The sequence below is a fragment of the Leptospira tipperaryensis genome (assembly GCF_001729245.1).
Classification (GTDB): Bacteria; Spirochaetota; Leptospiria; order Leptospirales; family Leptospiraceae; genus Leptospira; species Leptospira tipperaryensis.
Genome location: NZ_CP015217.1, coordinates 234416 through 259032 on the forward strand (window position 1 = coordinate 234416; position 24617 = coordinate 259032).

A 24617-nucleotide genomic window follows, 5' to 3' on the forward strand; every position below is an offset into this window, starting at 1 on the left:
ACTTTTTTCTTAGCTGCCTTCTTTGCTGCTTTCTTTTTTGCAACCATTGACTCTTCCTCCGTGTTACTAACATCAGTTCTGAATTTTGTTCAGTTCTAAATGCCGTGATTAGGGACATAATTAATGGATCAAGATAAAAATGTAAAGTGTTTTAATAAAATTTTACAATTTTTTTTAAAATTTATTTCTCATCATAATTTTTGATTCATGATGATTACTTATCATTCACTTCAACGCAGATAAAAGATATATCATCGCTTGGATCTTTTATTCCGCGGAAGTCTTGAATCGTTTTTAATACAAGATCAGCAAGATCTTGTGGATTCAATTGATGATTACTCTTCAAAAGATTTAAAAAATTCTCATCTCCGAAGATTTCTTCATTCTCATTGAACGTTTCAGTGATCCCATCGGTGAATAAAATTAATTTATCACCTGGATAAATCGGAATCGTTAAGTGTTTATAGTCGGTAGGTAAGACTCCGAGAACTCTTTGTGTCTCGGTTCTCAATTCAATTTTGCCGCTTTTTCGAATGCAGATAGGAGAAGAGTGTCCCGCATTGATATATTTGAAGGTTTCTTCTTGAGAATTGTATTCTCCGCAGATGAAAGTCATGAACTCGCTTCCTCTATATCTTTCTATGAGAAACGAGTTGATCACTTTGAAGATCGTAGATAGGTCCGATTTTTTACGAATTTGATTCTGTATGATACCTCTGATCGCACTTACGAGGTATCCCGTTCCCAATCCATGACCGGAAACGTCTCCTAAAGCCAACAACATTCGATTTGAATTCAATTTTTGAATATCTAAGTAGTCTCCGGAGATTCCAACCGCAGGAATCGAGAAGAATCCGATCTTTGTTCCCTTGATCGCTCCTCCTTCCGCAACGTGAAGAGTCTTATCGATGATCGCTGCCATATTGAGATCACGAACGATTCTCTTTTTTTCAACTTCTTCCGCTAATAACGCGTAGTTTTGCAGCAACATAGAGGCCATTCTCGTGCATTCTTTTAGAAAATGAAGTTCTCCGAGGTTAAAATTCTTTCGATTGTTCTTTTCACCCACCAGAAACACTCCGAGGACTTCTTTTCCTTTGGAGTAATTGAAAATCGGATACGTTAGCTGCACTCCGGAGTTTTGCAGAAATTTATAGACCGATTCTCTGATTCCAAGTCCGTATGCGAGGTGCGTGGTTACGGTAACTTCCGTATTCGCCGCGAAATACTGCCAAATTTCGGAGGTGGAAGAGATTCTTATGAAATTGATGTTCCTTAGGTCAGTTCTCGGGAATTTATCGGCGGGAATCAATACAAGAACCTTGCTGATGTCCAATGCTTCCGAAACTTTTCTCATTAGGCTGTTAATCGTCGCCCTCATTGAAATCGGAGCGCTGATCATCGAAGAAACCTTTTCAAGAGCTGAATGTAACTTTTGATTTCTCTTGAAGCTCCAAGTATCGACGAGATTTGCAAGTCTTCGGTTCAAAGAGTTAAGAGTATAGATACTCATGGAAAGAAAAAGAATATTGAATTCTTCCAGATACTTGTCGGCCGCGATCGGATTGAACTTAAAAAACGCGCCTAATAGGAAAAGATAACCGCCCGCTAATATCAAAATCAAATATATCGACGTGAGAGAGGAACTAAATGCAATCTGAACCGGAACGATCGAATACGTGAACGTTCCGTAGATGATCAAGACCGGAAAAATCAGAAAAGCGAATAGAATCAGTAGTTTTGAAAGATCCGGTGAAATGATTTCGGAAAATTCTACGGAGACAAAAGGTAGAATCGAGATCGCGCTAAAAGCAAGGATCAAACTGAGTTTTTTGAATAAACTCTGAAGAGGGAATAAGTTCCGAATCGAATCCAATATCAAAAAGAAAATACAAATTACGGAACAAAGAAGAATAAAATAAACTCCGTTGGTCGCGAGAATTCCGAAAATATGCGGATCCGCTTTCTGTGAACGTCCTACAAACCCCGCGATGAGAGAGAATATGAGTTCCGGTGCAAACCAACGAGTCGGCAATTCCTTTCCTCTCAATCGAAAGGAGATGTTTAAAATTACAAAGGCAGTAAAATATAAAAAGAAGAAGAATAAAAAATGAAATTCATGAAACCCGACCAAGAAAAAATTAAATAAACTCAAACAGGATAAGGATCCAAAGAGCAAGAGCATATAAAGATCTCTTGTATAAAAGAAAAACCAAATCGCTACGGAAAGATAGATTAATGAGATCAAAATATCCCGAGTAAAATCTTTTAGAACGGAATAATCCGATTTCGGCGCGAGAATTACAGGAATTGTTTCACTCACGCCCTTATCATAGACGTGAATTCCGTTTTCGTAAGATTGACCGGACTCGGCCATCTTTACCGCAATCTCCAATTCGAGAAGATCCACTTTTTTACCGAGAACGCCGGGGAATTCTTCGTTGGTTTGAATGATCGTTCCATTCGGATAATAATAGAAGGGCGGTCTTAGACTTTCGGAAGAAGTTTGTAAAACTCCGATGAGTAACGCAAAGCTAAGTAGAATCAGAGAAATAAATAATAAAAGAATATTTCTCACGCTGGAAACCTCAGATCATAAAAGGAAATCATAGCTCGGGTTTTCCAAGTCAGGATCAAAGGATCGTTTCCGATCTCTTCTTCCACTTCCCAACCGATGGACAAAAGATTTTTACCAAAGTTGGAATTTCTATGTACTTTGAAATTTTTTCCGGAGCTTCTCAGGGAAATCGTACTTTCAGTTCTACGAATGACTCCCACTAAAAGATCGTATTCTTCGTTCCACGAAATTTCTTTGAGATACGATTCCACGAGATTCTTTACGTAATTCAAACTCTGAACGGATCGAGATGTTCTTGCTGAATAAAGAATTCCTAATATGTAGCAGAGAACCAAAACGGAAACCTGATTTGTAATTCCTAATTTTAAAATTACAAAGTAGGTTTCTTCACCGTCTGCATTTAAGAATTCTACGAGTTCTCCCGGTTCTCTGGAGAGAATTTCGGTGCGAATGTTTCCAATCATCGGAGGTTCACCCGCTTCTAAGAATTTTCTGATCTTACCGGCGGTTTCCAATTCTTTTCTGTACTTTTTGTTTTCAGCGACTTGAGAAGAAAGGATATGGTTGTGTACGGCGATTCCACATTTACCGGAAAGAAAACTTAAATCTTGGCGGACTGAGTCTTTCGGGATGTTGGAAACTGCAAGAAAACCAAAAAGCGTTTCTCTATAAACAAACGGAAGAATGAAGTTGGCTCTTAAACTTACAAAGTCTTCGTTGATTTCATGATTTTGATCCGGTTCTCCGATCATCGCGCCGTTCTTCTTATTTAAAATGTATTTTAAAAGCTTGGCTTCGGGATTGATTCCGTCGTGAGTGATTACTTTTCTTTGTTTTTTCTTTGCATATGTATAGAGTTCGAACGTTCTGAGATCGTTATTCAGGAGGGCTAATTTGCCGTAGTTGCTTTCCGTTAAACGAACTAAATCCGGAAATACGTTTTTGATCAATCCGTCGTGATCGAATCTTCTGTAAGCCATTCTGGAAGAACGAGGATCGTCGCTCAGATATTCCGAAATCAGAATTGATTTGAGTTTACCGCTGAGTTTTTCCTGAAGAGGGAATATAACAAAAACTGCAAATAGGAGCGTCGATAGAAAACTTACCTCCATATAATATTCGATCGCAGTGGGGATCATCGAAAGGATAAAAAAGTAGAGGCCTAACGCGATAAGGATGGAGATTCCTTTTGCGAATAGGTTGATGATCCCGGAAATGAGATAATAATCCGTTACGAGGGAACGAAACGCTTCTCTAAATCCGGGTTGGTTGTTTTCGCTTTCAGGTAGTATAGTAAGCATTCTCTTCGATATATTTTTCAGTGAGATCACAACCCCAAAATTTCATGGAAGTCGCTCCAACATTCAATACTACATTTAAGGAAATTTCAGTATTATTTTTTAAATATTCGGAAAGCTTTTTCAAAGTTTCAGGACTCGCCCCCTTTACGGCTAAGGACCCAAAATAAATTTCCAAACCCTCAAAAGGAATCGGTTCGTCAAAAACCTTTCCGACGGCCATCACCAAACGTCCCCAGTTGGGATCGCCTCCGTAAATCGCGGTTTTTACTAAGGGAGAATTAAGAACGGATTTACCGATCTTTCTCGCTTGGACTTCGTTTTTGGCTCCGGTGATTGTGAGTTCGATCAACTTGGTCGCACCTTCTCCGTCGATCGCGACTAGTTTCGTGAGATCGGTGCAAATTTCTAAAAGGGCTTTTGAAAAATCATCCGCTGAACTTTCGCCCGCCAATCCGTTACAGAGTAAAGCAACCGTATCGGATGTCGAAGTATCGGAATCGATCGTTAGACAATTGAAACTTTGATCCACGGAAGACTTGAGGATTGAATAAAGATCCGTGTTCTCCGGAAGAGAGACGTCCGAAAGAATATAACAGAGCATCGTCGCCATATTCGGTTCGATCATCCCGGCGCCCTTTGCGATTCCGTAGATCGTACCTTCTCCGGACTTCGTTTTAATTTTTCGGAAAGAAATTTTTTTCCGAGTATCGGTGGTCATGATTGCTTCGGCGACTTCTTCCAGATTTCCGGGCTTTAAAAGTTCCTTTGCCTTTTTACAAGCGGGGAGGATTACTTCCATTCTTAGAGGAACTCCGATGACTCCCGTGGAAGAAGGAAGTACAAGTGTTTCCGAGATGCCGAGGGATTCTGCGATGGATTTACAGATATCTCTAGAATTCTGAATTCCTTTTTCGCCGGTTGCGACGTTGGAATTTTTAGAATTGATTACGACGGCTTGAAGAACACCGGATTGAATGTGTTCCTTTCCTACTATTACGGGAGCCCCAGGAAAATTATTTTTAGTAAAAACGGCAGTCGCTTTACAAGGAACTTCGGAATAAATTACACCGAAGTCTTTCGTATTATCTTTGATTCCGATATTTATTCCAAAGGAAGAAAAACCTTTAGGCATGGTCATATATATGATCCCTCAACGTGTCTATTGGGATCTATATTTGGAAAATTATTCCTGCGGGAAAGAAGAATAATTCAGGAAACTTCGGGTTGATAACGAATCGGGATCGTGACGGAAAAAATGGTTCCACCTTCCGGATTGTCGAAAACTTTCACAGAACCATGATGAAGACGAACGATGTGTTTTACGATGGAAAGACCGAGGCCCGTCCCGCCTTCTTTTCTGGAACGGTTTTTATCCACGCGAAAGAATCTTTCGAAAATTCTACTCTTATCTTCGTCTTGAATCCCGATCCCTTGATCTATCACTTGAAATTGAACCTGGTCCGGTTTGATGGGAAGAATTTTGAGAGTGATCGTTTTTCCATCGGGGGAATAGGAAGACGCGTTTGAAATCAGATTTAAGAGCATGTGTTCTAAGAGAACCCAGTCCGCATAGATCATCAGAGGTTCGTTCATCTCGACCGCGAACTTTTGATTTTTCGAAGAGACTACGCCTTCTACCGTATAACTTAAATTCTCCACCAAAGATTTGAGGGAGAATTCCTCATCACCGGAGATCTTAGTTTGATTTTCGATTCTTGTAATCGTGAGCATATCTTCGACGATACGGACCATTCGATCCGTGTTTCTAGAAATCGCATCTAAGAATCTTTTCTCATGACTTTCCGGAGATAACTTGAGACGGTCGAGTAACGTTTCCGTATAACCTTTGATAGACGTAATCGGAGTTTTAAGTTCGTGAGACGCATTTTGAACAAATTGTTCGCGGATGATATGAGATTGTTTTTCTTCAGTGATGTTTCGGATAACGCCGATGTACATCAAAATTTTGCCGTTGGTTCTTAAGGGATACATTTTGATCGCGTAGAAATTCTGTCCGAGATCGATTTCCATTTTAGAATCCCCAGAACCTTTCAGATGAGAAGTGACGAATTCTAAAAGTCTAGAATCTCTTGTAGCGTCGGCGACCTTTCTGGATCGAGAGTTTGGTTCTATCAAAGAACCGGGAACACTTTTGTTTTGAAAAAAGAATGGAAGCGTTTTCCGGATCGATCGCAAAAACCCCTTCCTTTAAGTTTTGTAAAACCGAATCGAATTTTTCTTTTTCAATCGTGAGATCGACGAATTGATTTTTAAGTCTTGTGGACATTAAGTTGATGGAAGAGGCAAGATCTGCGAGTTCTCGAATGTCCGGAAGCGCAAGTTCCGAACCAAAGTCGCCGGCGTTGATATCGCCGGTTTTTTTTTCGATTCTGTCCAACGGTTCCGAAACGCTCTTTGCGATCGAGTAAGACATATAAAATGTCCCGAACATCGCAAACAAAACGTAAAAGGAAAAAAGAAGAATTTTGAAATCGGGAGGAACGTATTTTTCAACAAAGAGGACGGCGCCCGCCGCGACGATGAGTACGAGCAGAAGCAACCAATTGCTAAGAAGAAGTTTTGAAAATAAGCTACGCCTCATTGAATCTATAGCCGATTCCGCGGATTGTCTCGAGTCTTTCTTTTTCATCCCCGAGTTTATCGCGTAATCTTTTAATATTTACGTCGACCGCTCTGTCCGTAACGTAAATATCTTTTCCCCAAACTCGATCCAATAATTTATCTCTTGTAAATGCAACGCCAGGGTTGGTCATAAAAAGATTGAGAATTTTATATTCGATTAAGGTTAAATCGACTTCGGCATTGTTGATAAACGCTTTATGCGCTTTTAGATTAAGGAAAATATTTCCGATCGTGATATTCCCTTCGAATTGTTCTTCTTCCTCGGCGTCTTTGGTTCTTCTTAAGACCGAACGAACTCTTGCGATCAATTCTCTTGTACTAAAAGGTTTACGAACGTAATCGTCCGCACCGAGCTCCAAACCGAGAACCGCTTCCGTTTCCCCGGACTTTGCGGTTACCATAATGATCGGCATGGAATATTTCTCTTTGATTCGTTTACAAAGATCCATTCCTCCGATGCCGGGAAGCATCAGATCAAGAATGACTAGGTCGGGAGTATTCTTTTCGAGTTTAGGAAGTACTTCCAATCCGTTTTGGCACGTGTCTACTTGGTAACCGTTTTCCTCAAGGTGGAATCGGATCAAGTCGGCGATATCTTCCTCATCGTCTACAACGAGGACTTTTTGTCCCGGGTTCCCTGATTGGTTTTTCATGAGTCCTATTCTTTTTTGCCGGCTTTACAGTTTATCTTACAACTTGATTTTCGTTTTCGAAAATTCTAAAATCATAAGATTCTGACCTATGTGGACAGATTGTCTATTTCTTACCGGACAAAGTTTATAGTTCTAATATTCCAGAAATTCGTTACAATTAGAATACGAAAAAATTACAAACTCCAGAAAATCGATTCTCTTTTAGGAATTTGATGACAGAGAGAAAACAAAAGTTACTCTTTCTCACCCAATTGTGAATTTATCTTACGAATCAAAGCTCGTTGACGGAAAATCGAAAAGACTAAAAATCCCCCAAGCAGCAAGGAACCGATGAGATACACTTCGTTGAGACTTTTGAGTCTTGCTTGTTCTTCTTCGATTGCTTTGATCGCTTCCAGATGAGAGATTAAAAAGTAAAACTTATCCGCGTTCGGCCATTCCTTCTTAGATTCTTCTCGAATCTGAGTGATCAGGACGGCCGCGTCTTCTTTTTTCATTTTTTGAATCAATGGAAAGACTTGATCCAATTCTGAATTGAGATATTCCTTCGCACCCATAACGGGTTTGGAATCGGAAGAAACTTTATCCGCGAAAACGGAATGTGCGGGATTCAAAAATACAAAAATAAAAAGTGAAAAAAGAGAAGTTCTCAGTGTCGTTTGATTCATTCAAAAAAGCCTAATTTATTTTTCCATTCTTTCGTATATGGATTTCTATAATGGACAAGATAGATTCCGGCCAGTATTGCGAAAACACAAAAGAGAATACTGCTAGTTACTAAAATCAAAGGTAACAATCCCGTCTCAATCAGAAATTCCATATCTATAAAGAAGAGAACCGTTAAGGGCGAAAATCCCAAAAGAAAAAGACCGGTTAAGATAATCTTAATATGACGTACGGGAATGATGTGAAGCATCACTCTTCTTTTTAAGTCGGGAGGTACGGCCGTGTTCTCCGAAGAATTTACGGGCTGTTCCTCGAAAAAGTGAAGTCTTTCTTCGAGGTCGGCCGGAACCGGCTCGGGCGGGGAAGACTGGGAAGCTGAACTATTCTTGTTTTTCATTCTCTTCCTTATTCAACCAATCCCTCATGATTTCTTTTCCCCTGAAAATATAACTCTTTAGAGTGTTCATTTTCAAGTTTAATTTTTTCGAAATTTCTTTATAGGACATATTCTCGAAGTAGTGAAGTGCGATCGGTTTTCTATAAACGTCAGGCAGGTTCTCTACAAGATTTCGTATCTTTTCGGAGCTTTCCTGTTTTAAGAGTTTGTTTTCCTGTTCCGAGGAGATTTCTTTTTTCTTCTCTTTTTCGTTTTCGGCGAGAATCAGGGCATCGAGACCGGAAATCTCCGGGTGTTCCTTTCGGTATCTTCTGATAATTTCATTTCGGGCGATGGTGAACAACCAGGTGGAAAATTGGGAACGTCCTTGAAAGGTGGATAAACTCTCGAAGGCTTTTAGAAAAATGTCTTGGGTGAAGTCTTCGGCTTCGGTTTCGTTTCGAAACGCTTTGATTGCCTGGGAGTAAACGAGCCCTTGATACCGGTTCATCAATTGCTCGAAAGAATTAAAATCCCCTTGTAGGACTTTTTGAATGCAATCCCAGTCTTCCGGTTTGCATACAATGGGAAGATTTTCCCTCATCGAGAATATTTATAGTAGCAGAGTAATCCTAACCCGGTTCCGAGGGGAACTAGTCCGCCGAGCATCGCGAGTGATTGTCCTAATACGGAAATGAATCCGATAGAGAGGGCGATTCCGACAAATGTGAGAATCAATCCTAAGAAGAATGAATAGGTTCTAAGATCAAAGGACTCTTTCTTGTAAAGCCCCGCTTTGATGATCTCGATCCGTTGTCTATACCACCAATAAAAAACAAAAAACAACAAAGCGCATCCAAATACAATTCCAAAGATGGGTACCGAATAAAGTACAACTTTGTATTCCGATCCGGAACTGGCATTTTGATCCTGAAGGTGTTTCAGAATCAAATCCAGTGTTTGTAGTAATTTTGCTTTTTCTTCTGGGTTCATCTTACAATGGCTGTAGTAGTTTTTCTATTTTCTGCTTTGGTCTTGAAGTAAGGAAATCTTTCTTCTATGCCTGGGCGATTGATCAGAGATTGATACCATTCTTCTTCTTGAAAACTTTCTTTTAAGAATGAGTTACGAATTTCCGTTTGAAATAAGTTCTTTAGTATTTTCATCGCTTTTTACCTCCTTATAAATTATGTCCGATTAAATTATCGGCAGAATCAAAAATTCCATCGAATAATTTACAACTTCTTCCTGGTCCGCTTACTTTTTACGGAAGAAGTGAAAGCTCCGTCGTTTTGCGACAGAATCCTTATCCACAATTTTCAGACGGAGATCTAAATGAAGAAAAAAAACTCTTTTTAACTTTTTTTAGAGAATTTACGAATTGGATCAAAAAAAGGAGGAATTCCTAAGTTTGGTTCGACTCTGACGGGCTCACGATTGAATTCTGCGTGTTCTCGGAGGAAATTTACGATAATTCTTCCCGTTGCTCCCCAGAGTAATCCTTCTTCCAGGTCGAAATAATAGATTTCTAACTCTTTCGCGCCGGATCTTCGAATCCGAATCGAATAAAACGGAGACGTGTTCAACCGATTTAGATCCAATAGAATTGGTCGTTCTACTTCCTCGGGATTGGGGTTGAATTGAAAAGAACCTTTGTAACGCGCAATGAATGGAGAAATGTGAAATCCGGTATTTGTGCAAAGCCCCGGATATTCTCCTAAAACCTCGAGAACGGAACTCGATTCTCCCATTTCTTCTTCCCATTCTCGAAGCGCGGTTTCTAAAAGATTTTTATCATCAGAAGAATGGGCTCCTCCCGGAAACGAAATCTGTCCGGGATGCGATTTTAGATTGGAATTTCTTTTTTGAAGAATGATACCTTGGGTGTCGTCCGGTTTTTCATAAATCGGAAGTATGACCGAAGAAGCTTTTGTTTTTTCTTCTCCTAAGGGCGGCGCCGGAATTCCGTTAAAACTTTCCTGGGGAATTGTAAGTCTGTTTTTCAGCGCCTGAAAATCGAATTTCATTTTGAACCTTCATTCAAAAAATTGAATTTTCCTTACACGAATTTTTTATTAATCGGAATCAATCCTTTGAGATTGGATTCGTAAGGAATGTTTTCCAAAGCGGCTAAGATCGAAGGTCCGTAGTGAATGACTTTCCATTCCGAGAATAAATTCATTTCTCTCAGTTCGTCCAAGGTTTTAGGATTTCTCTGCGCGAGTTCGGCGATCATTTTATTAGAAGGCATCATCTGATGACTCATTCTTCGAATGGACATGATCGTTTCTCTCCAAATTCTCAAACGTTTGAATCTTTCGCCTTCTTCGTTTGTGAGATTTTCTCCGGGCTTTTTAAAAAGTTCAGACTTCTGAATCGGAGGTCCGCTCGGATTTGCATAGATTTGAAAGAGAGTTTCCGCGTCTTTTTTTCCAAGCACTTCCGTCAATTTCGCCATATCTCTTCTGGATTTCATGAGAAGAACCACCTTCTCATTATTAAAAACTCGAAACGGAGCCTTATTCAATTTGCGGGATTTGTCGTCGCGAAAGACTAACGTGTCGTAGATAAATCTTCTTTCGTCCGCGCTGAATTCTAAGATATCCGGAAACTTATCCATGGAAATGGAGTTTCCTTCGGATCCCGCTTCTTCCGTCGCAATTTTTTCAAATTCGGAAAGGGCTTCTTCGTAGAGGTTTCTCTTGATGAGTTCCTCTTTCATTTTTCCCCAAATCGTCTCTAAGTAAACCGTATCTAAAGCCGCGTATTGAAGCTGACTCTTTTCCAGAGGTCGCTTTTCCCAGTTAGACTTCTGTTCCTTCTTTGATAGCTTGATTTTATGATAATAATCGACAAGATGTGTTAAAGAATATTGCTCATGATCCAAAAGACGAGAGCTGAATCCTGTATCCGCGATATTCTTAAACTTAAAACCGAAGTCTTTTTTGAGAGCTTTGATATCATCGATGGCGGAATGGAAGATTTTTAGAATTTTTTCTTCTTCAAATAGCGCGCCGAGACCCTCTAAGTTTTGTAACTTTAAAGGATCGATGATGTAATTTTTTCCCTTCGCGGAAATTTGAATCAGACAGACTCTGGAAAAATACGTATAATATCCGGAGGACTCCGTATCTATGGAGATCGAGTCAGCCTGACCCAAATTGATGAGAACGAGTTGTAGGCTTCGAATTGTATCTACGACGATGTAATCGGAATTTATTTGCATGAAAAACGCGACCTGAGATTTTAAGCTTAAGAAGGCAGAGAATGAGCTCAATTCCCGATAAATCCAGAGTAAGAAGACAAGCCCAGGATGACAAACCAAAAGATGAATGCGCGATATTTGGTATTTTCAACGCACCGGAAGCTTCTAATTTCACATATTTAGGTCTCTACTCGATGCAACATCGGGGGCAGGAATCCAGCGGGATTGTTTCCTCGGACGGTGAACATCTTTACCGATATGCCGGGATGGGATTGGTCGCCAATATCTTTACCGAGACAAAACTAAAAGAACTCCAGGGCAATTCCGCCATCGGTCACAATCGTTATTCTACAACCGGGGCCAGTTTTTTAAGAAACGCCCAGCCGCTTCGGGTGGAATCCCACCTCGGTCCGGTTTCCTTAGCTCACAATGGGAATCTCGTAAATTCCTGGGAACTTCGGAGCCAGCTTGAAAAGGAAGGAAGCATCTTTCAAACCACGATCGATTCCGAAGTCATCGTACACTTGATGGCTCGTTCCGGAGAAACGGATTTTCTTTCCGCACTTTCCACGGCCCTCAAAAAAGTGAGGGGCGCGTACTCGCTCGTAATTCTTACCAAATCTCAATTGATTGCGGTTCGTGACCCGAACGGTTTCCGTCCGCTGGTGATGGGACGAAGAGAAGACGGAGGGATCGTTTTTGCATCCGAAACCTGCGCCTTTGATATAACCGATACCAAATACGAAAGGGATGTCGAGCCTGGAGAAATGATCGTCGTTGATAAGAATGGGATCAGCTCTTATTACCCATTTCCAAAAGCGACGCCGAGCCTTTGTATTTTTGAATACATCTATTTTGCGAGACCGGATTCCAATATTTTTGGAGAATCCGTCTACAAAGTACGTAAGAATTTAGGAAGATTTTTAGCCAGAGAATTGCCGGTAGAAGCCGACGTGGTAATTCCGGTGCCGGATTCCGCGAGCATCGCAGCCTTAGGTTATGCGGAAGAATCGGGAATTTCTTATCAATCCGGATTGATTCGTTCTCATTACATCGGTCGAACCTTTATCGAACCGGATCAGAAGATTCGGGACTTTGGAGCGAAGATCAAATACAACGTTGTGCGAAACGTCGTCGAAGGAAAAAGAGTCATCGTAGTCGATGATTCTATCATGAGAGGAACGACGAGCCGAAAAATCATCAAGATGATCCGCAACGCCGGTGCGAAGGAAATTCATCTTCGAGTTTCGGCGCCCCCGACGATTTCTCCTTGTTACTATGGAATTGATATTCCAACTCACAACGAACTGATCGCCGCAACACATTCGATCGAAGAAATCCGAAAGTATCTCAGAGTCGATAGCATCGCGTATCTTTCGGTCGAGTCGATGAACCGCGCGGTGATCGATCATAAGGGCGGCGGTTTCTGCAACGCTTGTTTTACCGCACAATATCCGGTAGAATTTCAGAGCGAATTGGGAAACCAGAAGAGTCTTTTCAAAGAATACCAAGTGGAAGAAAGAGTCGTTTACTAAACGGCTCTTTCTTTTTTCAAAACTTAACTTTCGTTAAACCTTATCCGGCGTAGGATGTTCCTTATCCAATTTCACTTTTAGATTGTGGAAAGGTCTTTCTATGATGAGATACAAAATCCAGCATGAGATAAAAATCTTTAGACAGACGACTGCGTAGATCGAAAAGAATCCGGACCAACTTAGATTATCCATTCCCTTTCTGACAAATCGAATCGCCAAAATTCCGTGCCATAAATAAATCGTATAACTCAATCTCGATATCGGTCTGAATAAGAACGAAGCAAAAAACTTATAGACGGGACTTGAAGGGATCATCGCTGAAATCGTAAGAAGGATAAAGACGATATGGTAGAGATTATAACTGAGCGTGTGTTCTAAGATCGGGTGTTTTCGAATCTGAACTCCGATAAAAAACAAAGCTACCGCAGCTAAGAATGTAAAGGAAGCGTGCCAACCGTTCCATTTTTCAAAATACTTACGATTGAAAATTTCGAACGTAATGATTCCCAAAAAAAGAGCATCAAAACGCGTGTGAGTCGCATAATAGATTCCGCCGGCGTCTCCGTTGAATTGATGATAAAAGCGGAAAAAAATCGGAAGAATATAAATTCCAAGAAGAACAAACATTCTTTTTTGAAAGGGAAGTTTGAACAAAACAAACAAACAAAGAAACGGAAGAACGATATAAAAATGCTGTTCTAAGGACAAAGACCAGCCGAACTCAAAGATGCGGTTCGGATTGTAATTAGAATACAAAAATATATCCGACCAAGGGTTGTTGACCGCAATGGAAGCCCGATTCAATACAAAGGCTTCGATTTCATTTAGATTCGACTTTGCCTTCATTTCCGTATAGATCACTAACGAAAATAAAAACGTGATGATCAAGACAGTATAATAAGCGGGATAAATTCTTAATATTCGCTTTAGATAAAATTCTTTGATGTTAAGCGTAGAATATTTTTCGTAAACTCGGAATAGACCCGCGTAGATCAAAAGTCCGCTCAAAAGAAAGAATAGATCCATAAAATGAATCATGCTTAGGATGGAGTTGAGAGAGGATTCCGTTACTAATCCTTGTTCTAAAAATTGGTGAGAATTGTTTTCCCATAAATGGAAAAAGAGAACGATTAAAATCGAAAAGGCTCTTAAGCCGTTGAGAGATTCGATTTCTTTGGGATCTTTTTTAAAAACGCCGAAAATATAATCCAGGATCTTAGTTTTCATTTTTTATCTTTTTACCGAACAGCCATCTTTGAATTCTTTGGAAACTTCTCCTTGATGACGGGTTGCAGGGCTATCGTCAACTCGTAAACGAGTCGCTTCGACGGCAGGAACGAATGGGTCTTGATCCTAATGGAAGTATTGAAAAAGCGGATTATAAAATCGGAAGTAGAATTAAAATTTCTACCTCACTGAGAATTTTTTAATTGAGAAGCTAATTTGCCTAACGTTTTGATTTTTTCTTCGACTTTCGTTGTTAAACGAATTCCTCCGCTTAGTCTTAGGAAGTTTTTAAAGTTTCCCGTACCGGAAAAAATCGGACCGGGCGCAATGGAGATATTGTATTTCCACGCTTCGTTTTGTAGAAGTAGGCTATCTACTTTATCGGGAAGTTCGATCCAAAATACGAGACCGCCTTGTGGATTGGAAATGGACGTGGATTCAGGAAAGTGTTTCAACACCGATTCTCTAATCTTTGCAAGATTGGAAGAAAGATTTCTTCGAAGAATTTTTATATTTCTTTCAAAGGATGTTTTGAGATATTCAGCGAGTGCAATTTGCGGAATACTCGGAAGAGCCAGCCTGGAAAGTTTGAGTTCTTTTTGAATTTCAGGTCCTCTTTTGCCCGGAAGAATCCAACCGATTCTTAAATCCGGAGAAACGATTTTAGAATAGGATGAAATTTTATATACGATTTCTTTCTTATCAAAAGACTTTAAAGACAAAGGGCGAGAAGAAGTAAAGTAAAGATCTCCATAAATATCGTCTTCGATGATAGGAATGTTTTTACTTGAACAGAGTTCGACGATGATCTTTTTATTTTCGTTAGATAAAAGACTTCCGGTTGGGTTTTGAAAATTAGGATTGAGAATGATACATTGAACCGGGTATTGATTCAATGCCTCTTCTAAATGGGGAAGACTCATTCCATGGATCGGATTTGTAGGAATTTCCAAAACCTTTCTCCCCAATCTCTGGATACTTTGCAAAATTCCAAAATAAACCGGGGATTCGACCGCGATAAGATCCCCCGGTTTTGTCAAAACTTGAATGCAAAGATTTAACGCATCCTGACATCCGTTTGTGACGATGATTTCCGATTCGTGACTCGCGATTCCTTGAAGAGAAGATCGCAAGGACAATTGTTTTCTGAGTCCGGGATAACCTTGAGAATTCTGATAGTTATGACTGTCAGCGATTAAGATCGCCTTCTTTAAATTTTTGTGTAAGGAAGGGATCGGTAGATATTCCTTCTCGGGAATTGCAGTACCTAATTGAAGAATATCAGGATTTTGTAATGAATCAAGTAGGGAGGAAATCCTTTCGTCGATTCCGAACGACGAAATCAGTTTGGGTTTTTTGGGCATTGTAGGAACTTTGGTTCCCGTTTTTCGGGAAAGTACGATGTAACCCGATTTCGGTCTCGATTCTATATAACCTTCGTTTTCCAAAAGTTCGTAAGCCAGTAGGACGGTCGATATACTGACCTTACTTTCTACGGAAACTTTTCGCAAGGACGGTAGCTTATCACCGGCCTTTAGAGTTCCGGATTCCAGCATCGATTTCAGAGAAATCGCTATGGATTCATATTTAGAATTTTGATCTGTACTGGTTGAAATGCTCATTTCTGTATCTGTTATGATTGATGTAAATTTGTTATAACATAGTGTAGAACCAAAGGAAATCATTTTTTATGAAACTAAGAATTCTTCAGATAGATGCGTTTGCCGAAAAAGTATTTCAGGGCAACCCGGCCGCGCTCTGTCCTTTGGAAAATTGGATCTCCGACGATCAGATGCAGAGTATCGCTTTCGAAAACAATCTGAGTGAAACCGTCTTTTTTGTTTCGGAAGGGGATTCATTTCGAATTCGTTGGTTTACTCCGGAACAAGAAGTCGATCTTTGCGGTCACGCAACTCTCGCGACGGCTTATTATCTTTTTGATAAAGGAATCGTTCAGGGAGATTCGGTTCGATTTCAATCTCTTTCGGGAGAATTATCAGTATTCAAAAAAGAGAATATACTCTATCTGGATTTTCCTTCGCGAAAACCGATCCGAGTTGAGGAAACACCAAAGGAGATTCTCAATTCGTTTTCCATCCTTCCAAAAGAAATCTGGAAATCCAGAGACTATCTTCTCGTTTATGAGAATGAAAAAGAACTCCGTGAACTTTCATATAAGGCAGAAATTGCGAAGAATTTGGATTCTCTGGGAATCATCGCGACTTGTCCCGGAAAAGATTACGATTTTCTATCTCGATTTTTTGCACCGGCCGCAGGATTGTATGAGGATCCAGTGACCGGGTCTTCTCATTGTTCTCTGATTCCTTTCTGGTCGGAAAGATTGGGTAAGAAAAATCTAAACGCGTACCAAGCTTCTCGAAGAGGAGGAAAATTATTTTGTGAAGATTTAGGAGATCGAGTTCGTATCGGAGGAACTTGTGTTCCGTATTTGGACGGATGGATCGATATATGAGCGAAAACGAATTTATTTTTTCCGATCGAATTCTAAAATCAAATCGATCTTTTATTCGCGAAATACTAAAGGTTACTTCTCAGCCTGAAATCATTTCTTTCGCAGGAGGACAACCGGATCCTGATTTGTTTCCTCTGGAGGAATTAAGAACGGCGTCCGAATTGGCGTTTCAAAAACACGGTTCTCAATTGCTTCAATACGGAATTTCAGAAGGTTATACACCGCTTCGAGAAAAAATTTTTGAAAGATATTATAAAAACATTAATTACCCGGGACTGAGTCCTGAAAATATTCTTATTACTACGGGATCTCAACAAGCTCTGGATTTGATCGGAAAAATTTTTATCAATCCGGGAGATCCGATTCTCATCGAACGCCCCGGATATTTGGGTGCGATTCAGGCGTTTTCACTCTATGAACCCTTTGTGATCGGGATCCCCCTGGAGGATGACGGTTTAGACATTGTCGTTTTAGAAAATACTCTTTCTAAAACGAATCCGAAATTTTTGTATTCCAATCCCACATTTCAAAACCCGACGGGTAAAACTCTTTCCGTAGAAAAAAGAAGAAGAATCTCCGAGGTTCTGAGGAGAGAGAATTGTATCTTCATCGAAGATAATCCTTACGGGGAAATTCGTTTTGAATCCAAGACGATTCCGAGCATTCAATCCTTCTATCCGGAAAGAACGATCAGCTTGGGAACTTTTTCCAAAACACTTTCTCCCGGATTTCGAGTCGGTTGGGTATGCGCGCCCAAAGAGATTTTAGACAAACTTTTGATCGCAAAGCAGGCGAGCGATCTTCATTCCAATATTCTTTCGCAGATTGTGTTAAACGAATATCTAAACCGTTATGATTTGGATTTGCAGATCGACAAAATTCGAAATTCTTACAGACTCAAAAAAGAATCTATGGAAGAATCTTTGAAAAAATATATGATCGACTTTGCCGATTGGGTTTCTCCTAAGGGCGGGATGTTTTTCTGGTTAACATTGAAAAACGAGATGAATTCTATGAAACTTTTCGAAGCTGCGATTGCGAATAACGTGGCTTTTGTTCCAGGAAATCCGTTTTATACCGGAACGCCGGAGATAAATACGATGAGGATCAACTTTTCACATTCTTCGATCGAAACGATTGAAAGAGGAATTTGTAGAATTGGAGAATCGATTCAAAAACTTTCGGCAATTTCAGTTTAGGGGTAAACTTTGATTAGTCTTGAACACTGCAAACTTATGGCGGAATACAATCGATGGATGAACGAAAAGGTTTATTCAACTTGTCTCAAGCTGACCGATTCTCAAAGAAAAGAAGATAGAGGCGCGTATTTCAAATCGATTCATTCTACTTTGAATCATATCCTTTGGGTGGATATGTCATGGATGGCGAGGTTTGGAGGAAAAGATCTTCCGAAGGGATCAGCGAGTTTGGATCTATACTCAGACTTTGACGAACTGACTCTTGCGAGGAGGGACTATGACGCTAAGATCATAGACTGGGCCGCCGGAATTGAGCCTGGTTGGCTGGAGGCTTCCTTTCGTTTTTTCAGCGTCCTTTACCAAAAGGAACTGGAAAAGCCAACTTGGGTTTTGGTGGATCATATCTTCAATCATCAAACTCATCACAGGGGTCAAATCACGACACTTCTCTCTCAACTTGGTCTCGACGTGGGAATTACGGATCTCGCTTGGATGTAAATCGAATTCAAATAACAGGATTTAGATTTTTTATTTCAAGATGGTTTTGACTCAGTCAAAATTTTCTCTTTTAAAATCAAAAACGGTCTTTCGATCAGCAGATATAAGATCCAAGAAAAAAGAAAACAATAGAGAATCGCAACAAAAGCCGCGAGCAAGAACACTCCAATACTCGGAGTTTGAAATCCGGAAATCACTTTTGAAACCGCGATTCCCGCGATCAAAATATTCCACAAATACATCGTATAACTGAGTCTTGCAATCGGTCTCCAGAAAGAAGAACCGAGTATAGATGAAAACATACCTTTGTTTTGAATAAGGAGAAAGATTAAAAACGCGTAACCTATATTAAAAAAATTGAAACCGAATGTTTTCCGAAACCAATGTTCCAAAGGGAATCCGTGTCCGATCAAAAGAAAAAGAATTCCTAAACCCAAGATTAAATTCTCTCTTAGTTTTGAATTTCCCCTCCCCGATCGCAAAAATGAAACTTGAATTTCCGCGAGGATCATGCCCGCGATCAAACTATCCATCCGAGTGTGAGAATAGATGAGAACAGAAATATCAGCTTGTATGAGAAGATAAAAAATTCTAAAAAACAATGGGATCAAATAGAAAATCGCCAATAAAAGAATTCTTCTCCGAGGTTTTATTTTTAGCAGAACAAGCGTGGAAATAAAAGGAAGAATCAAATAAAACTGTTCTTCAATCGATAAAGACCATCCTACGAGAGAAAGCCGATGAGCGGTATAATTCGAAATATAAAAAAAATCTGAATAACTATTTTGTAGGGTCAGAGAAATCGAATTCAATTCCATAGACTGAAACTCGCTTGGATTTGAAATCTGAGAGATTCTATGAAATTGTCCTTTATAATATAAAAAGAGGACGAGCAGACAAAAGTAATAAGCCGGAAAAATACGGAGCGTTCTTGCGATAAAAAATCTTTTTTTGTTAAAAAGATCGGGTTGGTTTTGATACTTTAGGATTCCTGAATATATTAAAAATCCACTCAGAACGAAAAAAAGATCCACGCCGGAATTGAAATTGGAAATGATATTTTGGAAAATTTTCGGAATGTCTGTAACCGAAAACGGAAGCCATACGTGATATATGATTACGAGAAGAATTGCAACCGCACGGATTCCGTTTAAGGATTGGATTTCCTTTTCATTTTTGAAAAAGGGGGAAAAGATATACTGAGAAAGTTTAAGCAACAAAGAAGAACTCGAGTTTAGCTTTTGGTCGCTTTTTGTTTGTATAAAAGTTCTTTGATAAGATTTTTTTCCGATCTTCCTAAAATTCCTTTTTCTTCAAAAATTCCTAAAATTTCCATAGTGATTTCCGGTTCGAGAATCGAAAGATCCGCAAAGAGAGATTGGTGATTGAGTTTTCCGGATCTGTATTTTTCAAGAATCGTATGCGAGGATTCTATGATTTGTTGTTTGCGGGAAACCAATTCTTCCATGGTGGAAAGGATCATAAAAATTTCAGGATCGTCTTCAAAAAGTTTTAGAATGTGTTCGTAAATTCCAGGACTTCGAATTGGAAGTTCGTAAATCCCGTCTTTGAGAGAAAGATATAATTCCTTTTCTTCTTCAATCGATAATCCGGCTATCGTCTTTAGATCGGAGACGGTATCGGGAGGGAGAACGGTGAGAAATTGAGAAGCGAATTCCGGGTCCTTTGCTTCTCGAACACAATAAGCTAAAAAGTTACAAATTCTTTTAGGAGATAGGGATTTCCAATAATCGTTCGATTTTAAATCCAAAAAGGCGATGTTTTTTCTTTCTCTTCTGCGTTCGTCTTCGGATTGCATGAAAATATTATATTCATGTATTACGATTTTATAAAGTAGTTTGTCGCTGAACGCGTCGATGACTTCCTTGATTTTTTCCGGTTCGATGAGCGCGAGAAAGTATCTAAGGACTTCAAAGTATCCTTCTCCCTTCGCGATAAATCCTTCTAAAACGAGAGGGTGCGCCTGTAAAAAAGCGGACGCGCCGACGTTGATCCCTACCTTCCCTTCGGCAAAGGCATTCATCTTATCTTCGGCTAAGCAGGATTCTCTGATTTCTCGACTCCATTCATTTGGAATGAGATTTTGTCTGCAATTGGTAGGACACGGTTCCCCTAGGGAAATACCGATCTTACAGCGAGTTTTTAAAGTTTTTTCCAGAACGTTTCCTTACATCAGGGAACAATATCTCCACAGTCTCTCATTTCAGGAGCGTATGGATTTTGTATTTTAGTGCCTTTGCTAACCCAGGTTTTTTGAACCATCGGACAATAGAATTTATTAAAGACTCCGTTTCCCCCCGCGAGCTTTACACTTTCGGCGAGAATTTCGGAAAATGAAGAATATGCTTGGAAGAATTTTTCGACGTCCTTTGTGTCCTTTTTTTGGAGTGAATTTAACATCTTCTCCGCCTCGTTTTTGAGACCCCCGTTCAACGCATTCAGAGCTTGAATGTTAGTTTCTAATTTAGAGACGTCGGGAATTTTTCCTTCCTCTTTCATCAGAAAACTATGAATGGATTCGTTTTCTATTAAAATAGACTGGAGAGCGTCTTTTTCAGGCTCCGTGATAGGAGTTTTTTGTTTAGCGCAAAACGTAAGAAAAATAAGAATTCCGAGGGATATTACAAATGGACGGTACATTTTCAAGATCTCCAAGATGATCATAAGGTTAAGTCTAAGATTCTAGAAAAAACATTGGTGTAAAGTAAGGAAACGATTAAAATACAAAAAATGCAAAAGACTTCTTCTCATCGTCCCTTGGTCTCGAAAAATGCAGGATGTTGGAAAAACCTTCAGATCGATAGTTGTTTATACTTCGATATAATTCAGACTGTTTATGTCCTTGATTTCCTTTGAGGCCGTCTCACCCCGAGTTTTACATTTGGGAAACAGGTTGCACATTCTGCCAGGTCTTGGATTCTACTGAAAATGAAAACGAGGTTCTTTTTCCATGACTGACTTTTACAACAAACACATATTTGTTTGCGAAAACGTAAGGGGAGAAGGGGAAAGGGTTTCCTGCGGTCGTTCCGGTTCGATTCAATTATTGGCTTCTTTAAAGAAAAAAATAAAAGACTTATCGATTCCGGGAAAAATCCGAATTCAAAGAGCGGGTTGTTTGGATCGATGCGAGCTCGGTCCTGTCCAAGTCAGTTATCCGGAAGGAAGATGGTTTTCTCTGAAGACCGAAGAGGACGTGGATATATTCTTAAAATATTATATAGAATCGGAACAAATTGAAAAGATAGAACATTTAATCATCAAGGAAAACGCATGAACCTCCCAAAAACATACAAGGCTTTAGAACTCAGAGAATACAGTGAAAACAAGAACAGAGCGCAGATCGTCGAAAAAACGATTCGTCCCTTAAAAAAGGGTGAGGTTCTGATCCGGATGCATTCGGCGTCCATCAATCCTTCGGATTTGATGTTCTTTCGCGGACTTTACGGTATTAAAAAGAAACTTCCGGTTGTTCCCGGTTTCGAGGGAAGCGGTCAAGTCGTAGCATCCGGAGGAGGATTTTACGGTTCTTATCTAAAGGGGAAGAATGTCGCGTGCACCGCGCCGGGAAGAGGGGACGGTGTTTATGCCGAATACATGATCACGGACGCATTCAGTTGTCTTCCTATCGGTAAGGATCTTTCTTTAGAACAAGGAGCTTGTCTTTATGTAAATCCGATCACCGCGATCGCAATGGTCGATCTCGCGCAAAAATACGGGGCAAAGGCGATCGTTCAAACTGCGGCTGCGAGCGCTCTGGGAAAGATGGTCGTTGGAATCGCCGCGAGAAAAGGAATGAAGGTGATCAACGTAGTACGCAAGCCGGAACAGGAAGCGGCTTTGAAAGCAGTCGGCGCGGAACATATTCTCAATTCAGAAACCAATAATTTCGAAAGACAACTCCGAGTTCTTTCCAACGAGTTGAAGGCGACGGTTTGTTTGGATGCCGTGGCCGGAGAATTGACGACCAAGGTTTTACTCGCAATGCCTTACGGAAGCCGCGCTATCATTTATGGCGCTCTTTCCGAAAAGGAAATTCCATTGCATGCAGGAATGATGATATTCCAAGATAAGAAGCTGGAAGGCTTTTGGCTTTCCACCTGGGTTCCGCAACAAAGTCCTTATAAGATTTGGAAACTTTCCAGAGAATTGAGATCCTTGGCTAAAAAAGAATTAAAAACGGATATCGCTGCAAGATTTCCATTGGAGAAAGCGGTGGAAGCGATTGACAACTACGCAGTAAACATGACAAAGGGAAAGGTATTGATTCAAACTCCTTTCGCGGAAGGAAAATAAAATTTGAGAACAATCGATTCTAAAATCCGAATCGGAAGTGTTGCACTTTTCGGATTTTTGTTATTCTTCTTTTCTTGTTCCGCTTTGAAAGACAATTACAAAGCGCTTCAGAAGTGTAAGTTCCATGTAATCTCTTTGGAAGCTCAAAAGGCGGAACTCATTTCTTTTCCTCCTGTTCCCAAGATCATCTTTTTGGCAAAGGTGGAGATCGAAAATCCGAACGAAACGGAAGTAAAAATTCACAAATTTGATCTTTCATTTTACGTTCCGGATTCTTCCGAAAAGGAATCGGAGCTGGCCCGCGTAATATCAAATGAACAGATCGTGATTCCCGCGCTTCAAAAGAAGTTAGTGGATCTTCAAGTTGAAACCGTGTTTGAAAAGAAAATGGATCGTAATCTTCTTCAAATCGCTCTGGGAATTTTGCAAGCGGGTCTTTCCGGAAAAGAACTTCTATTTTCCATCCGCGGGACTTTCGAATACGAAACGATTTTTGGAGCGGTTCAAATACCCGTGAACGAAAAAATTCCTTTGAAACCATCTAAGAAAAATTCGGTGGGGTTCTGATGGATCTTTCGTATTTGAATCCAAAACTTCTTTGGTAGAAACGATGAACACGATGCATTTTTTATTTTGGAAGAATTCTTTGCAAAAGAGCTGGAAGTCTTATACGGTCGCATTCTTATTCTTATATTGTTTTATCGGATGTTATCAAAAAAATACGGACGCCGACTTTTACGAGTTTGAAGATGCGAACACAAGATTGATCGTCGCGTATCAGGCAAAGGACGTTCTTTGTAACACGAGTCGAAGAGTAACTGCGTTTGTTCCCGGTCGAGCCAGAAAAAAAGACATAGAGCTTTGTGTGAGCGCGGTATTTGCGGTAAGCTGTCAATCCTGGTCCTCGACTTCGGCGGACGCAACTCCGGCCACTTGCAAAGGGATCGAGTTTCGATATTAAGGAAATTGAATGAAACCTGCGGAATGGTTTTTTGGAATCAGTCTCTTGCTCGCGGGTTTAATCTATCTTTTTCTTCTTTTAGTAAGAAAAAAGGAAAAGATCGGATCCAATTCGATGGTAAAATACGGTCTTCCCAAAGAGGAAGCCGCTTCCGCGTCTAACCGCGATTCCAGAGATTCTAAAAATCCAAAAACAAATATCTTAGAAGTTTTTGATTACAACGGAATCAAGATTATGCACGAGAATGGAATTTATACCGTAAACACCGGCGGCGAAATCGAAGTCTACGGTTCTTGGCAAACTCTTCCTTCTCGTTATCAAAGAATGGTCAAAGAAATGGATCATCGCGCGACCGGTGAAAAAAAAGCGGGAAAGTATTATATGGAAATTCTCAACGGAGTTTATTATGTAATTTTTCCGGATGGGAAAAAACAAAAATACAAACACTTCGAAGAAATTCCGGAAAAGATACGGAAGAATCTCGGTTATTAAACGAATTCTTTTTAAAAGTGATCTCCTTAAAGAATAAAATTCGTTTTTTCTATCACCGTTTGCGAAGTGGAAATCGTTTCCAGTTTTCTTTGATCGATTCTTATTTAAAAACACGTTATTTGGTCTTTGAACCTAACTTGTCGATCTTTGCGGAATCCTTCAATCCGACTTTGGACCGATTTCTAAAAGAACATGGAAAGAAAGAATGGGCCTATTTGACGGCTTTCAATCCGCGATCCGAAGTGATTTCTTCCGAAAAAAACCGGAGAAGAAACGACGAACTCAAACAAGAATTAGACGGATATTCGATTTTTGAAGGAGAAGGAAAGGGAGACGATCCGGATTGGATCCCCGAATCCAGTTTTCTCGTACTCGGCATTTCCGAAAGAAAGGCAATTCTCCTCGGAAAAAAATTTCAACAGAATGCGATCCTGATCGGAAGGATCGGCTGCAGATCAAAATTAAAATTTTTATACTGAATTCTAAAATCGCC

General features: G+C 40.0%; 26 protein-coding genes and 1 pseudogene. 10 read left to right on the plus strand and 17 right to left on the minus strand.

Annotated features, from left to right (window positions below; translation table 11 throughout):
• Positions 1 to 214: 214 nt before the first annotated feature.
• The 12 genes and pseudogenes from A0128_RS01165 to A0128_RS01215 all read right to left on the minus strand — a co-directional run bounded on the left by A0128_RS01165 (position 215) and on the right by A0128_RS01215 (position 11443).
• Complete coding sequence (locus tag A0128_RS01165) at positions 215 to 2578, minus strand: PP2C family protein-serine/threonine phosphatase (protein ID WP_069605854.1); 2364 nt, start codon at positions 2576 to 2578, stop codon at positions 215 to 217.
• Positions 2575 to 3879, minus strand: a complete 1305-nt coding sequence (locus A0128_RS01170; protein ID WP_069605855.1) for a hypothetical protein — start codon at positions 3877 to 3879, stop codon at positions 2575 to 2577. The genes A0128_RS01165 and A0128_RS01170 overlap by 4 nt, the downstream gene beginning before the upstream one ends.
• A complete protein-coding gene (argJ, locus tag A0128_RS01175; protein ID WP_069605856.1) occupies positions 3860 to 5011 on the minus strand; it encodes a bifunctional glutamate N-acetyltransferase/amino-acid acetyltransferase ArgJ in 1152 nt (383 codons plus the stop codon). The genes A0128_RS01170 and argJ overlap by 20 nt, the downstream gene beginning before the upstream one ends.
• A gap of 77 nt (positions 5012 to 5088) precedes the next feature.
• Positions 5089 to 6481 (minus strand): annotated as a pseudogene (locus A0128_RS01180) (HAMP domain-containing sensor histidine kinase).
• Entirely contained in the window at positions 6471 to 7175 is a 705-nt protein-coding gene (locus tag A0128_RS01185) for a response regulator (RefSeq protein WP_069605857.1), read from the minus strand. Before A0128_RS01185 ends, A0128_RS01180 begins: the two are co-directional and overlap by 11 nt.
• 233 nt (positions 7176 to 7408) lie before the next feature.
• Entirely contained in the window at positions 7409 to 7843 is a 435-nt protein-coding gene (locus A0128_RS01190; protein ID WP_069605858.1) for a hypothetical protein, read from the minus strand.
• Entirely contained in the window at positions 7840 to 8238 is a 399-nt protein-coding gene (locus A0128_RS01195; protein WP_069605859.1) for a hypothetical protein, read from the minus strand. Before A0128_RS01195 ends, A0128_RS01190 begins: the two co-directional genes overlap by 4 nt.
• A complete protein-coding gene (locus A0128_RS01200; protein WP_069605860.1) occupies positions 8222 to 8821 on the minus strand; it encodes an RNA polymerase sigma factor in 600 nt (199 codons plus the stop codon). The genes A0128_RS01195 and A0128_RS01200 overlap by 17 nt, the downstream gene beginning before the upstream one ends.
• The gene (locus A0128_RS01205) at positions 8818 to 9210 is read right to left on the minus strand and encodes a DUF6249 domain-containing protein (protein ID WP_069605861.1); all 393 of its coding nucleotides are present in this window, start codon (positions 9208 to 9210) and stop codon (positions 8818 to 8820) included. The genes A0128_RS01200 and A0128_RS01205 overlap by 4 nt, the downstream gene beginning before the upstream one ends.
• Positions 9207 to 9383 carry an LIMLP_16695 family PerRB-regulated protein gene (locus A0128_RS22235; RefSeq protein ID WP_118966818.1) on the minus strand — a complete coding sequence of 59 codons (177 nt, stop codon included), beginning with the start codon at positions 9381 to 9383 and terminating at the stop codon, positions 9207 to 9209. Before A0128_RS22235 ends, A0128_RS01205 begins: the two co-directional genes overlap by 4 nt.
• A gap of 189 nt (positions 9384 to 9572) precedes the next feature.
• On the minus strand, positions 9573 to 10244 hold the full coding sequence (locus A0128_RS01210; protein WP_069605862.1) for an NUDIX hydrolase: 672 nt from the start codon (positions 10242 to 10244) through the stop codon (positions 9573 to 9575).
• 32 nt (positions 10245 to 10276) lie between these two features.
• Entirely contained in the window at positions 10277 to 11443 is a 1167-nt protein-coding gene (locus A0128_RS01215; protein WP_069605863.1) for a ribonuclease D, read from the minus strand.
• Positions 11444 to 11484: 41 nt separating this feature from the next.
• Between A0128_RS01215 and purF the strand changes: the two genes are divergently transcribed.
• Entirely contained in the window at positions 11485 to 12957 is a 1473-nt protein-coding gene (gene purF, locus A0128_RS01220) for an amidophosphoribosyltransferase (protein WP_069605864.1), read from the plus strand.
• Positions 12958 to 12990: 33 nt separating this feature from the next.
• Here the strand turns inward: purF and A0128_RS01225 are convergent, their stop codons facing one another.
• Positions 12991 to 14184, minus strand: a complete 1194-nt coding sequence (locus tag A0128_RS01225; RefSeq protein ID WP_069605865.1) for an acyltransferase family protein — start codon at positions 14182 to 14184, stop codon at positions 12991 to 12993.
• A 185-nt stretch (positions 14185 to 14369) separates the two neighbouring features.
• The gene (locus A0128_RS01230) at positions 14370 to 15806 is read right to left on the minus strand and encodes an aminotransferase-like domain-containing protein (RefSeq protein WP_069605866.1); all 1437 of its coding nucleotides are present in this window, start codon (positions 15804 to 15806) and stop codon (positions 14370 to 14372) included.
• 68 nt (positions 15807 to 15874) lie between these two features.
• Here A0128_RS01230 and A0128_RS01235 point away from each other — a divergent pair, with 68 nt between their 5' ends.
• The 3 genes from A0128_RS01235 to A0128_RS01245 are packed head-to-tail and all read left to right on the plus strand — an operon-like array spanning position 15875 to position 18354.
• A complete protein-coding gene (locus A0128_RS01235; RefSeq protein ID WP_069605867.1) occupies positions 15875 to 16657 on the plus strand; it encodes a PhzF family phenazine biosynthesis protein in 783 nt (260 codons plus the stop codon).
• A complete protein-coding gene (locus A0128_RS01240) occupies positions 16654 to 17856 on the plus strand; it encodes an aminotransferase-like domain-containing protein (RefSeq protein ID WP_069609027.1) in 1203 nt (400 codons plus the stop codon). Before A0128_RS01235 ends, A0128_RS01240 begins: the two co-directional genes overlap by 4 nt.
• Before the next feature lie 9 nt (positions 17857 to 17865).
• Complete coding sequence (locus tag A0128_RS01245; protein ID WP_245667182.1) at positions 17866 to 18354, plus strand: DinB family protein; 489 nt, start codon at positions 17866 to 17868, stop codon at positions 18352 to 18354.
• 35 nt (positions 18355 to 18389) lie between these two features.
• Here A0128_RS01245 and A0128_RS01250 read toward each other — a convergent pair whose 3' ends face one another.
• Genes A0128_RS01250 through A0128_RS01260 form a run of 3 tightly spaced genes read right to left on the minus strand, consistent with a single transcriptional unit; the run spans position 18390 to position 21015 of the window.
• The gene (locus tag A0128_RS01250) at positions 18390 to 19574 is read right to left on the minus strand and encodes an acyltransferase family protein (protein ID WP_069605869.1); all 1185 of its coding nucleotides are present in this window, start codon (positions 19572 to 19574) and stop codon (positions 18390 to 18392) included.
• A gap of 14 nt (positions 19575 to 19588) precedes the next feature.
• Complete coding sequence (locus A0128_RS01255) at positions 19589 to 20533, minus strand: hypothetical protein (protein ID WP_069605870.1); 945 nt, start codon at positions 20531 to 20533, stop codon at positions 19589 to 19591.
• 14 nt (positions 20534 to 20547) lie between these two features.
• A complete protein-coding gene (locus tag A0128_RS01260; protein WP_069609028.1) occupies positions 20548 to 21015 on the minus strand; it encodes an LIC13259/LIC11441 family protein in 468 nt (155 codons plus the stop codon).
• Positions 21016 to 21325: 310 nt separating this feature from the next.
• On the opposite strand from A0128_RS01260, the gene A0128_RS01265 reads away from it, so the two are divergent.
• From A0128_RS01265 to A0128_RS01290, 6 genes are read left to right on the plus strand one after another with little or no spacing between them, the layout of a single operon-like run.
• A complete protein-coding gene (locus A0128_RS01265) occupies positions 21326 to 21652 on the plus strand; it encodes a (2Fe-2S) ferredoxin domain-containing protein (RefSeq protein ID WP_069605871.1) in 327 nt (108 codons plus the stop codon).
• Positions 21649 to 22671, plus strand: coding sequence for a zinc-binding dehydrogenase (locus A0128_RS01270; RefSeq protein WP_069605872.1), 1023 nt, complete (start codon positions 21649 to 21651; stop codon positions 22669 to 22671). The genes A0128_RS01265 and A0128_RS01270 overlap by 4 nt, the downstream gene beginning before the upstream one ends.
• A gap of 3 nt (positions 22672 to 22674) precedes the next feature.
• Entirely contained in the window at positions 22675 to 23238 is a 564-nt protein-coding gene (locus A0128_RS01275; protein ID WP_069605873.1) for an LEA/WHy family protein, read from the plus strand.
• Between the two features lie 31 nt (positions 23239 to 23269).
• Positions 23270 to 23632 (plus strand): LIC13255 family lipoprotein, encoded by a 363-nt coding sequence (locus A0128_RS01280; RefSeq protein WP_427854312.1) that lies wholly within the window; start codon positions 23270 to 23272, stop codon positions 23630 to 23632.
• A 9-nt stretch (positions 23633 to 23641) separates the two neighbouring features.
• A complete protein-coding gene (locus tag A0128_RS01285) occupies positions 23642 to 24124 on the plus strand; it encodes a hypothetical protein (protein ID WP_069605875.1) in 483 nt (160 codons plus the stop codon).
• Positions 24125 to 24141: 17 nt separating this feature from the next.
• A complete protein-coding gene (locus A0128_RS01290; protein ID WP_245667183.1) occupies positions 24142 to 24603 on the plus strand; it encodes a DUF3293 domain-containing protein in 462 nt (153 codons plus the stop codon).
• The last annotated feature ends 14 nt before the right edge of the window (positions 24604 to 24617 follow it).